Raw genomic sequence first — 13,112 nt, forward strand, 5'->3', positions numbered from 1 at the left:
AATAATAAAATCAGGATGCTAGCTTGCGTCCCTTCCACAATAGATAAACTGCGGGCACGACAAACATGGAGAGCAGCGGAGCGGTGATCATACCGCCTATCATCGGTGCGGCGATGCGCTGCATGATTTCCGAACCGGTGTCGCTACCAAACATAATGGGCAGTAAACCGGCAACAATAACCATCACCGTCATGGCCTTGGGACGCACGCGCAGCACTGCGCCATCGACTATGGCTTCCACTAGCTGCTGGCGGGAATTCAGCCTGCCTTCCAGTTGATAACGGTTAATGGCCTGATCCAGATAGAGCAGCATAATGACGCCGAATTCCGCAGCGACGCCAGCCAGCGCAATAAAACCGACCGCGACCGCAATCGACATGTTGTAACCCAGCAGATAGACCAGCCAGAATCCGCCTATGAGTGCGAAGGGCAGGGTAGCAATAATCAGCAAGGCTTCACTGGCACGGCGGAACGTCAGGTAGAGCAGTAGCAGGATAATCGACAAGGTTAAGGGGATGACGATGGTCATGCGTTTGCTGGCACGTTCCAGATATTCGAACTGACCCGACCATGCTATGGAGTAGCCCGGCGGCAGTTTTACCTTGTCACGCACAATCTGCTGCGCTTCAGCCACATAAGAACCGAGATCACGGCCACGAATATCCACATACACCCAGCCGCTGGGGCGACTGTTTTCGCTTTTGAGCATGGGCGGCCCGTCCACTATTTTTACTTCAGCTACTGCCGATAACGGTACAGTGGCGCCACCATCGGTAATGATGGGCAACGATTGCAATTGGCTCAGAGAGTCGCGCGTGGCCTGAGGATAGCGGATATTAATGGGATAACGTTCTAGCCCCTCAATGGTTTCACTGATATTGTCGCCCCCCACCGCCGTGGCGATAATTTCCTGTATGTCCTTGATGTTTAATCCATAACGGGCTGCGGCCAAACGGTCGATATTGACGTCGATATAGCGACCACCATTCAGGCGCTCAGCCAGTGCCGAAGCCGTACCCGGTATGGGCTTGATCAGCCCTTCAATCTGCTCGCCGATCTGCTCGATAACCTTGATGTCAGGTCCGGCGATCTTGATGCCCACCGGCGTTTTAATGCCAGTTGCCAGCATGTCGATACGATTGCGGATCGGTTGCACCCAGACATTGGACAGCCCTGGCAATTTAACGATGTGATCAAGTTCATCGATCAGTTTGGCTTCTGTCATTCCCGGACGCCATTCCGACTTGGGCTTGAACTGGATAGTGGTCTCGAACATTTCCAGCGGTGCAGGGTCAGTCGCGGTTTCCGCGCGTCCCGCCTTGCCGAATACTCGCTTGACCTCGGGAACCGTTGCTATCAGTCGGTCGGTCTGTTGCAACAGTTCTGCCGCTTTACCGGCGGATAAGCCGGGCTGTGCAGTGGGCATATACAGCAGGTCACCTTCTTCCAGTGGCGGCATGAACTCGCTGCCCAGTTGGGACACAGGGAACCAGGTCAGTAGCAGCAACATGCCGGCTATACCCAAAGTGATTTTCGGGTAGCTGAGTACACGGTTAATTACTGGCCGATACAGAGCGATCAGCCAGCGATTGACTGGATTTTTACTTTCCTCGACGATCTTGCCGCGTATGAAGTAACTCATTAATACCGGAACCAGCGTCACCGACAAGCCGGCTGCGGCAGCCATGGCATAGGTTTTGGTAAAGGCGAGAGGGGCGAACAGTTTGCCTTCCTGTGCCTGTAAGGTGAAGATGGGGACGAAACTTACTGTAATAATCAGCAGGCTGAAAAACAAGGCTGGGCCAACTTCTGCCGCCGCATGGGCAATCAATTGCAAATGCTGTGCAGCGGTCGGGGGCTGATCCGGAGACTGCTGGTGCCATGCTTCCAGATGCTTATGGGCATTTTCTATCATTACCACGGCGGCATCGACCATTGCGCCGATAGCAATGGCAATGCCACCCAGCGACATGATATTGGCGTTGATACCCTGATGCTGCATGATGATAAATGCAATCAGGATACCGATAGGCAGAGTGATAATGGCTACCAATGCCGAGCGCAGGTGGAATAAAAATATCAAACAAACCAATGTAACTACAACGAACTCTTCAACCAATTTATGAGTAAGCGTGTCGACCGCGCGCTGGATCAAATCAGAGCGGTCGTAGGTTGGTACGATCTCTACCCCGGCTGGCAGCCCCTGTTTCAGGGTTTCCAGTTTGGCTTTGACTGCCTTGATTGTATCCATCGCATTTTTGCCGGAACGCATGATGATGATGCCGCCCACGACTTCACCGTTCCCATTTAGCTCGGCGATGCCACGGCGCAGTTGCGGCCCGATCTGAACGCGCGCTACGTCTTTCAGCAACACGGGCGTGCCGGCTTTGCCCAGCCCGACGGGGATATTCTGGATAGTTGCAACAGAATTCAGATAGCCGGTCGCGCGCACCATGTATTCGGCTTCGGCCAGTTCAACCACAGAACCACCCGTTTCCTGATTGGCTGCCTGAACCGCCTGGATGACTTTGGACAGCGGGATCTGATAGGCGCGCAACTGCTGCGGATCGACCACAATCTGATATTGTTTGACCATGCCGCCCAGGGTTGCCACCTCGGCCACCCCTGGCACACTGCGTAACTCGTATTTGAGGAACCAGTCCTGCAGGCTGCGCAACTGCGACAGATCATGCTTGTTGCTGCGGTCGACCAGCGCGTATTCATAGATCCAGCCGACACCCGTCGCATCCGGCCCTATTTCGGGCTTGACGCCCGCAGGGAGTTTGCCGGCTGCCTGATTGAGGTACTCCAGCACGCGGGAACGTGCCCAGTACTGGTCGGTGCCGTCTTCAAACAGCACGTATACATACGAATCACCGAAGAATGAGTAGCCGCGCACCACTTTCGCCCCCGGCACCGACATCATCGTGGTGGTAAGCGGGTAGGTGAGCTGATCTTCAACCACCCGTGGTGATTGTCCGGGATAACTGGTCTTGATAATCACCTGCACATCGGACAGGTCGGGTATCGCATCCAGCGGGGTTTCCATGATGGCGCGTACACCCCATACGCTCAGTAGCGCAACAGCGACGATGACCAGAAAACGGTTATGCAGCGACCAGCGTATCAGCGCCGTTATCATCAGTGCGCTCCCTTGCTGATCTTGGTGATGGTGTACTCGCCTTTGCTCGATTCTGTCATTTCAAAATCAATGACATCCTGCGGTTTGACCAACTTCAGCATAGCGGCATCCTTCACGGTGAAGTCCATGGTCATGCCCGGCCATTTCAGGCTGGGAATCGGATCGTGGGTGATATTGATAGTGCCGTCAGCGATATCGATTTCATTCACTTTGCCATGACCTGTGTATATTTTTTGTATGGTATTCGTTGTCATGGGTGCGGCTTGTGCTGGTGTATTTTGCGGCGGCTGCAGGCGATCAAGTGCTGTTTTCAGATTGCTTTCCGAATCAATCATGAACTGCCCGGAAATCAGGATAGTTTGACCTTCCGTCAAGCCATCCAGTATTTCATACTGACCACCTGACTCGCGACCCAGATGCACTTCAGCCGGATGGAACTTGCCGCCGCCATCGGCAACGATTACCACGCTGCGACGTCCGGTGGTAATCACCGCTTCGCTTGGCACCAGCAATACATCCTGTCTGGCGCCATCATCCAGTGCCACATTGGCAAACATGCCGGGTTTGAGCAGGCCGTCAGGATTGGCCAGATGTATCCGTACCTGTAGCGTGCGCGTTGCCTCGCTGACGTTGGGGTATACGTATTCAATACGGCCGTTGAACTGTTTGCCGGGATAGGTAGGTACCGTTACCAGCGCGTTAATACCTTCACGTAACCAGCCACCCTGGGTTTCCGGTATCTCGGCTGTTACCCAGACACTGGACAGATCAACCAGCGAATACAGATTCATGCCGGGAGCAACTTGTGCACCCTGGCGGACATTGAGCTCGGAGACGATGCCGTTCGTGGGTGCATAGAAGGCAATCAGGCGGCCAGGCTTATTGCCGGATTTTAATTGGGCAATTTGTCCTGCACTGAGGCCGAGCAATGCCAGTTTTGCCTGAGCGGCCTGGAGCAGGGCGTCTCCGCCAGCACCATTGCGGCTCTGCCGCGCCAGCAGGTATTCTTCCTGCGCAGCTACCAGATCGGGCGAATACAGTTCCAGCAACAATTGCCCGCGCTTTACCGGGTCATTCGTCGCACTGACATGCAGACGTTCAACCCAGCCCGCGGCACGGGTTTGCACGACCTGAATGCGGTGCTCGTCCGGATTGATCACGCCTGTCGTGTCGATATGCCGGCTTAGACTGCCACGCATCACCATTGCGGTACGCACTCCCATGTTCTGTACCGTAGCAGGATCAATTTTGACAGTGCCTGGTGTGGTTGAATCATCGTCGTACATGGGCACCAGTGCCATATCCATAAACGGCGATTTTCCGGCTTTATCAAAATGCTGGTTGGGAACCATAGGGTCATACCAGTACAGTACTTTGCGCTCTTTTTGCGGTGTGGTAGTCGTCATCGTTGCTGAAGTTTTGCTGCTATTGTGCCCGACCAGGTAGCCGATACCGCCGGCACACATTACCGCTATAGCGACGAATAAAGCTGTTTTTTTCATTGTGGTTTTTCCTCATTGGCGAAATACCCCAGTTGCACCAGCGCGCGGGCCTGGGCTACCTGCTGGGCGAGCAATTGCAAGTTGGCTTCAAGCTGCGCATGATGCGCCTCGAATACGTTATTCATGCTCGTGCTGGCTGTGCCGTAGCCTATTAGTGCAGCCGAGATGCGTTGGGTGGCATTGGGTAGCGTGTTTTTTTGCAACAAGGCGACTCTGCTATTTGCAGCTTGCCATTCAGCGTATGCAGCAGTGAGCTCCGCTTCAAGACTGCGCAAACGATCTTCGCGCTGATAGCGGGCTTTGCTGAGCAAATATTGCTTAGCAGCACTGGTTTTATCCTGACGCTTACCCGGAAAAATCGGCAAATCCACCGCGACTTGCGCCGATATCATGTCGGCATACGCAGGACCGCGCTTGGAATAACCCAGTTCCAGGCTCCAGTCCGGCTTGCTGGCTTCTTTAGCCAGGTTTGCATCGACATCGGCGGACGCGATAGCCTGGTCCAGCTTACGGATTTCAGGATGCGTGGTGAGTTGTGTACGCAGTTGTGCCAAGCTGGCCGGCTGAGGCAGATCAGGTAACCTGTTCGGCAAATCACGTTGTGCTGCAGACCCGACCCAGCGTGCCAGCATGGCACGTGCACGCTCAGCCTGGGCAGTGAGCTCTATCTCTCTGTCCTGCAATTGATTCAGCCCGTTTTGCAGTGCTAATACAGCATCTTGCGAGGTTTTGTTGGCGCGATAGTCAATTCTCGCTGCTGCGATTTGTTGTTGATAAGCATGTTGCTGCTCATGCACCAGATGCAGCGCCTGCAGGGGGTAGTACACATCCAGCCAGGCACTCCCGGTTGCGCGTCTCACGTCACGCATATTGGCAGCCAGATCAGCAACGCTTTGCTCGGTTTCGGTTTGAGCGAGCTGTCCTCTTAAAGTGCGCTTGTTTCCTCCGGGGAAGCTTTGCTCAATACTGATAGTGCGCTGTGTCATACCATCCTGAGTGAGGCTGTATGTATCAATCGGTAAATTATTGACGCTTAGTTTCAGCTTGGGGTCAGGTAATTGGCTGTCGGCAACAATAGCCTGACGGTTGGCTTCAATCAAGGCACGCTGCCCGGAAAGCAGGGGCTGATTGGCAACAGCAAGGTTCATTGCATCATCGAGACGCAACTGATCGGCAACCGCAAGCGGCGCGAATGCAATAATCCCTGCTATGAGGGTAATTCGGATAAACATGGCAACTCCACCAGCAACATTAACGAAACTTAAAGCCGACAAAAGTCAGCGGTTAATGAAACCGAAGGAGGTTAAATACGGAAATTTTGATGCAGCAGGTAGGGGGGTGGCCCGACTACGCGAGCGAGTACAGCAGGTAGGTAAGTTTGGGCAGGGATAAACCCGCGCTGATTTGAAACTGCCAACGCAGTAGGCAGTAAAACTGCCGGTAAATCCAGTGCGGCGTGATGCGTATCCAGTGCCTGATAATCTGAAGTGCAATGAGCAAAGCATGCATTCGGATTATGCTCGTCCATATCATGCATATGGCAATCCGGCATGGCTTCATCCATAAACACCATAGCCGGCGCAGCTTCGGGCAACATGCATGCTTGTGTGGCCAGCGAATACTGGGCAAACAGCATCACCGCCAGTAACAGGCGGGCAAATGTTGACAGTAATTTGCGATTAATGAAATGCATAAATTAAGTGTAAATGATAGAACTGGCTATCACAAGAAAATCTTTTATCCAAGACACTGAATTGGATCAAGCTGGATCACCATCTTAGGATGATTAATGCGCTCCCGTTAGGAACTAAAAACTTTGCTTACCTGTGCACTGGTAGGAAAACCTGGAAAATACTGCTCTCGTTGCACCGTTCTTAGATAGGCTGTTGGATAGCAACGCTCTATAAATGTTGGTTCATCTGCGTTATCAAAACGCGTCGATAATGCACACCTTAACCGTCCTGCATCACCGTTCTGCGAGCTACGGTGTACGGTAAAAAGTGACATGAATACTACATCACCTACATTAACCTCGACAGGTACAAACAACTCGTCCCGACATTGACTATTATCGACCTCCCAGGTCTTATTACTGCTTTCCTTGGCAGGTAATAATCCATGTAAATGACTGCCCGGTATGACCTCTAGCGGATAATTTCCGCGGTCAACATCAACTAACGGGAGCCAGGCAACTACGCCATCCAGACTGCCTTGAACCGATGGAAAATCCTGATGGGCAACAAGGCCAAAATAGCCGTTAGGGATTTTAAGTTCTTCAGCCATGATATGTACAACTTGGCCTCCGGGTAAAAATATATCCTTCCACCCAAAAACATCCGACAGATATTTGAGAATGTTGCGATGGTGCATGAGGTTATACACTTCCATTTTGCGCCATAGCGCACCAACCAGCTTCTTGTACCTCTCTATATCAATGCTATGCAGACGTTGCATTGTGCTTAGAAGCTCTTCGCCTGCAATGGATTCGCCCAGAAAGCTGAGCTGGTCTTTGAAGTTTTTATGTAAACCTTCCCGAACAGCAATAATTTCGTCGCTATTAATGAGACCTCGAGCGATATAAAAACCATTTTTTTTAAATTGTTCTATTGGTTCCATTGCTGGCGCTCCTTGTGTGACTTGTCGATTAAATCGCGCTAACGGTTTTCATCGCACAGTAACAATGGCTTTGGATGGATAAAGCGCACATTTTTCAATGCTTACTTCATCCCGGGAGAAAACTTCCTTGAATGCAATTGCTTCGCCCGGTGACTCTTCCCATGTAAGCTCGTCCATCAGCAAAATACTTCCCGATATCAAATGCGGTTTAATGGTTTCCAGTGCTATTTTGGTCGGTTTATAGAGCGCCATATCAAAATATGCAAACGCCACAACTGTTTCCGGGTGGGCTTGAAAGTAAGCTGGTGCGGTAACGGATACATCCCCATCAATCAATTTATGGCGACCTCGCACATGCCCTAATACATTGCATCCTTCATGAATCTCGAGCAATTCACGCAGATACTGAACATAGTCTTTGCCTGTGCTATACGAATTCTCATCCCATACCTCGCTTTCTTTATCCTTATCGCTGCGCTTGGTATAGCCGTCAAAAGTATCGAAGCCGATGATGGTACGTTGTTTGTTAAAAGGCTCGTAAATAGCTCGAAGATTTTCCAGCAGCACCAGATTTTGCCCCCACCAGGTGCCGAATTCGACTAAGCAGCCCGGAATTTTCTGGATGCGCTGATAGATATCACTCATCACCAGGAATTTCACCAGGACAGAGCTACGCGTATACATGCCGATATTGAATAGCCTGTCCTCTTCTGATAACGGGCTATGTACAAAGGCCTCTTGCAGACGCTCCCTGGAAGAAAGTTGTTCCATGGATGCTGTCGTTTCAATCTGATATGAGGCTTCTTGCTGGGGCGATATTGGTTTCATGGTCATTAATTTTTTCTGTCAGATTAGAAAAGTTACAAATTATTTACTGCAAACAGTATGCAAAAAAGTGAGTTACATAGCCATAAAAGGTATGAAACCTAGTCATCCCGCCATTCGGCCACACCAAACCCGCTACGTCCAAATCCATTGCCATTGTAAAACATGTATCTTTTGTCTGCGATATCGATAATGTAGGGGTAGCATTGCATTTGATTTTCCCATTCGGCAGGTGACTGCGCCAATTCAAATATATCATCCTTCCGGCACCAATCAATGCCATCCAGGGACTCCGCATAGCCGATTCGATAACTGCCTCGCCCACCGCGAAACTCTATACTGTCCCGGTAGCTAAACCACATTTTATAGATATCCCTATCCCTAACTACGCTGGGATTGGAGTAGGCTTCCAAGTTGTGTTTCGGTTTAATGCAGATGCCTTCAGGCCTTATCCAATGGATACCATCGGTAGAATGTGCGTATTTAATTACGTAGATCGGTTCGTACTTCCCGTCAATTTCTTCCCAGGAAGTGCCTGAGACATACCACATACGCCATATGCCATTGTCGATCAGTACTGTAGGTGTGACTGCCATATAAGGTTCTGTAGGAATACGATCCAGAACAGGGCCGTCAAATACTCGGTGAAATGTCATGCCGCCATCATCACTAACGATCATGCCTGTGGTGTTATGGTATGCGCAGGTTACTCTTTGGTTCCAGCCGCTATAGTAGAAATATATTCGCCCCTTATTGACTACCAGGTCGCTAGGCATCATGCCTTCATCATCAAAGGTGCCGATTTTTCCTAATGGAATAATCGGATTGTCATGAACATAAAGTATTTTGGCAGGGTCCGTTTTGTCTAAATCAACGTAGGTAATAAAGCTTTTTCCGGCCTGATTACGTCCCGCAAAAAATACCCGGATACGCTGATCCATTTCAAATGCGGTTGGTACCTGTGCATGTGAATGTATCCATGGTGCATGCACCAGAGGATCAAAAACAAGACCACGTTTTACCCACGGCATAAGATTAACTCGCTTTTTGTATTCATTACTTTAATCCTTCTTTACTCAATACCGGGTAGTCCTGACGATATGAAAATTTCGGGCATGGTTATTCAGAATGCTGAAGCCAGTGTTGCCAAATTAACCGCAATCTGGATTCAAAATTGCGAGTGAATTTTTCAAATTGCCACTGCGGCGAGGTTGTGAGGTGTTTAGCTAAGTTTGCTCGTAATTCGATCAACTGAGCGGTGTCTTTTGCAAGTGATACTGCCATATCGATGTATTCAGTAACATCTTGTGCAATAAAACGCTCCAGACCACAGCCGGCAAGAACCGCAGCCGTACTTCTTCCCCGCCAGTCATTGCCTTCAATAGCAATGACAGGCACACCCTGCCACAGTGCATTTATGGTTGTCGAACCACTGCTGTAGGGAAAAGTGTCCAGTCCAATATCAATCCATTCATAGCTTTTCTTCATTTGATTGTATTGGGACATGCCTTCCAATAGGAGTCGATTGGATTCGATCCCATGGCGCTTGAAAAAATCAGATACACGTTCGCGTTCCGCAACTAAACGCAAGTTGTTGGACTTTAAGTAAAGGCGGGAATGGGGCACCCGCTTAAGCAATTCGGCCCAAGTGGTTAAGACTTCCTCATTCACTTTGAAAAAATCGCCAAAGCACCCGAAGGTGATATACCCGTTAGATTCGAAAGGGGGAGGGGGTACTGCAGGAGGCTCCCCTAATGCCCACGCGCAGATGGTTCCCGTCGGCATTCTGAAGATGTTTTCTACATAAACATCTTCTTCTTCAGGGCGGACACAATAATCATCAGTAATCGCATAGTTATATGCCTTAACGCCCACGGTACAGGGCAGGTTATACCAATTCACCTGAATAGGGGCCGGCTGCTTGAGCAGCGCTTCGAAATAATTCGGGGTGCGAATCCGGCCATTAATATCCAGCATGATATCAATGGCATCCTTACGAACCAGATCACAAAACTCTGCATCGGATCGCCCGTTGATATCCCTGTAGTGGTCAACGAGGGGGCGGATTTCATCTTCATCCGGACCAAAATTGTAGCAATATAATTCTATCTGTTGATGGTCGTACAACACGAAGAAAGGGTAGAGCGTATGTATGCCAATGACGTTAAAGAAATAATCTCCGACTATCCCCACTCTGAGACGTCTATCTGGATTTCTGTCATTTTTAAATTCGCCAGGGTGAGGCAACAACTCTTCATGAGCGTGCTGCTTAGACCATGTCCTGCTTTCTTCAAAATAATCATGGGCAGAATGCTTGTTGCTGGCTAAGTAGCATTTCAGCAGAAAGTTATGATTCTCTACAGAATTGTTTTTGGCTAATTCATCTCGGGCTATTGCTTCTGCCAGGTCGATCATTCCGGCATTGTAATAAGCCTCCTTGGTCGATGCCCGGTCGTGTAGATTATGGGTAATGTCGCGCATCAGTCCATTCGCGAATTCATGTTCTGGATGCTGCGACAGTACCTGCGTTACATAGGGCAACGCTTCATCAGGCCGTCCTTGGGCAATCTTGTGCATAGCGAGAAGATTCAGGGTGTCTGTGTTATCCGGGTCTATCAGGTAGGCTTTGGCAAAACTTTCTTGCGCTCTGTGCAAATCATCCAGCTTGTAATGAATCATCCCTATACGCAGGTGTGCAGGCAAGAAATTTGACTGCAGTGATATTGCCTTAATGCAATACTGCATGGCTTTATCCAGATTTCCCAGATCGTAGTAAATTGTAGCTACATTGAATATGGCTTCTGGCGAATCCGGGGAGCGCTCCATTACGCAAAGTAAGTAGTCTAGTGATTGCGCCAACTTTCCCTGCGATAGCAAAGCAAGACCAAGGTCGTTGAGCACCTCTATGGAATCCTGTCTGAGAGAAAGTGCAGCCCGTAAAAAATCTTCAGCGAGCGACCATTGCCCCATTTGATGAGCCGCGCGACCAACCGAGTGGATAGCTTCGAAATTAACTGGATCCAATGCCAGTACTTGTTGGTAAGCGTCTATCGCCTCAAGCAACTGTCCGTTTTGATGAAAAGCAATAGCATCAGTCATAATTACTGCAATGCCTGGCTGATTACTATTTTCTACATGAACACTGTTCAAAAACTTCTCCTCAATTTAGCAAATCATTGCCTTAGATATGCAGGAACTTATTCATCAACTTCAATTTAGAATCGTACTTTTGTGCTTGGTATTTTCAGCTTTTCAGCCGGATTGCCTTTGTAGACACTCCATGCGTCGGTATCATTCATAATTGCCGCAGCCATGGCTATAAAACCACCCTCAGCAATTCTTAAACCATTCCGCAAGGTCGAGTTCACCCCAAAGAAACTGTAGGCACCAATATCGCAATGTCCTGACATTACGACATGCGAGGTAAAGGTGACGTGATCACGGATAACACCATGATGGCCAATGTGATTGCCGCTCCATAACACGACATTATTGCCTATCATCGTAAATGGCTGAATGGTGTTGTCTTCAAGAATGAAACAGTTTTCGCCAATTACATTATCAAACGTTGTCGCTTTGCTGCTGACGTAGCTAATGCATTGATAGCCTTTGCTCTTGATCGCTAAATAAACGGTCTCGCGATCACGATTCATATTTTTCGGTGACATTGGTGCAAAAAAGAAAAAGTCACCGGGTGGATATATTTTTTCTACATCCTCGAAGGCGACAACAGGCAAACCGCCAAACATGGCATTTTCAGGCATATATTGACGATGAACACTAAATGCCACTACTTCATCGGCGGTATCATGCTGGAGATAATAATGCGCAAGCTCTGCATAATCCTTCAAGCCAAAAATGACTATTTTGCGCATTTTATCTCCGTCCCTTATTAAATATATATGCGAGCATTAAAGCCCATTAAACTTGATAAATAACGCTTTCCCACAGACAAACGCACGTTCTATAGCCTGTGCCCGCTGCTCCAATAATGCATCCCCAATACGGCGCGGCCCATCACCATGAACCCAAATATAATCATCCAGAATGAGCCAGCCATTTGTCACCAGTAGCGGCATCCATAATTCGCAGTCTTGTTTTACCTGTGCGTAGTCATGGTTGCCGTCAATATGTATGATCCCTATCTTGCCTTGATATTCCACTCGACCAAAGGCCGGGCTTATTACAGTGCGGTTATCTTTATAAAACTCACATCCCTTTATTGATTCCTGGCGTAAATAATTCAAATTTCCCAGGCCAACGGGCAGCAAGTTAATAACAAAGTCCTGTGGTGGTACTTCATATTTCCATTCGTTCGCCAAACCCACTCTGACAATATCAGGTGAATCATGCTGCATAGCCGCTTCTGCTTGCCAAGGGTCAATTGCGAGTACATTGCCAACCCCATATCGACGTGCCAATAGCGTAAGTACTGCCGCAGATTTCCCCACCAGTGAACCAATTTCGACCACATCGCCTTTAGGTACAGTGGCAAATATAGCCATCATCGCCGCAATCTTGTCTTCATTTGATTCGCCGTATATGTTGCTGGCCATGCGAAACACCGCTGCAATTTCAAGGTCGCTTAAGTCGCATGTATCTCCGGCGCAAACATCAATAAAACCCCTGAAATGTGCGACTTTATCCATAAGTTTGTCAAAACGTTTCATTTCCCTTTGGATGGGTGACTCACCTATCAATTGAATTGCAATCTTATGTTCTGCAATGAATTGAGCCAGCCATGAATAAACAGATGCAACCGGCGCATACACGCGGGTAATGTTATGTTTATTAAGTAAATCCAGAAACAGGGCAGGGAAGGTTGGCTCATACACATAAGGCAGCAGAGCGAAACGTTGTGTATCTTTGGAAAATTCATCATCCCATACTGATGATGCTGCAATAACGTGCTCATCGCGCTCACGCGCATCTTCAAAATATGCCCGGCCATCAGGATGCGTCACGGGAAACACCAATATTGATTGTTCGGACTGAGCATGTTTCGCAAAATTATTTGGTTGCATCTT

At 49.1% G+C, this 13,112-nt stretch carries 10 protein-coding genes; all 10 read right to left on the reverse strand.

Features of this window, described 5'->3' with window-relative positions; genetic code table 11:
- Window positions 1–10 precede the first annotated feature (10 nt).
- The 10 genes from EJE49_RS12075 to EJE49_RS12120 all read right to left on the reverse strand — a co-directional run bounded on the left by EJE49_RS12075 (window position 11) and on the right by EJE49_RS12120 (window position 13,109).
- Entirely contained in the window at window positions 11–3,142 is a 3,132-nt protein-coding gene (locus EJE49_RS12075) for an efflux RND transporter permease subunit (RefSeq protein WP_124951175.1), read from the reverse strand.
- Complete coding sequence (locus tag EJE49_RS12080) at window positions 3,142–4,644, reverse strand: efflux RND transporter periplasmic adaptor subunit (protein WP_124951177.1); 1,503 nt, start codon at window positions 4,642–4,644, stop codon at window positions 3,142–3,144. Before EJE49_RS12080 ends, EJE49_RS12075 begins: the two co-directional genes overlap by 1 nt.
- Complete coding sequence (locus EJE49_RS12085; RefSeq protein WP_124951179.1) at window positions 4,641–5,876, reverse strand: TolC family protein; 1,236 nt, start codon at window positions 5,874–5,876, stop codon at window positions 4,641–4,643. Before EJE49_RS12085 ends, EJE49_RS12080 begins: the two co-directional genes overlap by 4 nt.
- Window positions 5,877–5,947: 71 nt before the next feature.
- A complete protein-coding gene (locus EJE49_RS12090; protein WP_124951181.1) occupies window positions 5,948–6,337 on the reverse strand; it encodes a hypothetical protein in 390 nt (129 codons plus the stop codon).
- Between the two features lie 107 nt (window positions 6,338–6,444).
- On the reverse strand, window positions 6,445–7,260 hold the full coding sequence (locus EJE49_RS12095; RefSeq protein ID WP_124951183.1) for a phytanoyl-CoA dioxygenase family protein: 816 nt from the start codon (window positions 7,258–7,260) through the stop codon (window positions 6,445–6,447).
- A gap of 48 nt (window positions 7,261–7,308) precedes the next feature.
- Window positions 7,309–8,094, reverse strand: coding sequence for a TylF/MycF/NovP-related O-methyltransferase (locus EJE49_RS12100; protein ID WP_223246946.1), 786 nt, complete (start codon window positions 8,092–8,094; stop codon window positions 7,309–7,311).
- A gap of 92 nt (window positions 8,095–8,186) precedes the next feature.
- Entirely contained in the window at window positions 8,187–9,116 is a 930-nt protein-coding gene (locus tag EJE49_RS12105; protein WP_124951187.1) for an exo-alpha-sialidase, read from the reverse strand.
- 88 nt (window positions 9,117–9,204) lie between these two features.
- Complete coding sequence (locus EJE49_RS12110; RefSeq protein ID WP_124951189.1) at window positions 9,205–11,235, reverse strand: O-linked N-acetylglucosamine transferase, SPINDLY family protein; 2,031 nt, start codon at window positions 11,233–11,235, stop codon at window positions 9,205–9,207.
- 65 nt (window positions 11,236–11,300) lie between these two features.
- Entirely contained in the window at window positions 11,301–11,960 is a 660-nt protein-coding gene (locus EJE49_RS12115) for an acetyltransferase (protein WP_124951191.1), read from the reverse strand.
- A 36-nt stretch (window positions 11,961–11,996) separates the two neighbouring features.
- Window positions 11,997–13,109 carry a class I SAM-dependent methyltransferase gene (locus tag EJE49_RS12120; RefSeq protein WP_124951193.1) on the reverse strand — a complete coding sequence of 371 codons (1,113 nt, stop codon included), beginning with the start codon at window positions 13,107–13,109 and terminating at the stop codon, window positions 11,997–11,999.
- Between the last annotated feature and the right edge of the window lie 3 nt (window positions 13,110–13,112).

Origin of the sequence: Sulfuriferula thiophila (assembly GCF_003864975.1) — a bacterium.
GTDB classification, from domain to species: Bacteria; Pseudomonadota; Gammaproteobacteria; order Burkholderiales; family Sulfuriferulaceae; genus Sulfuriferula; species Sulfuriferula thiophila.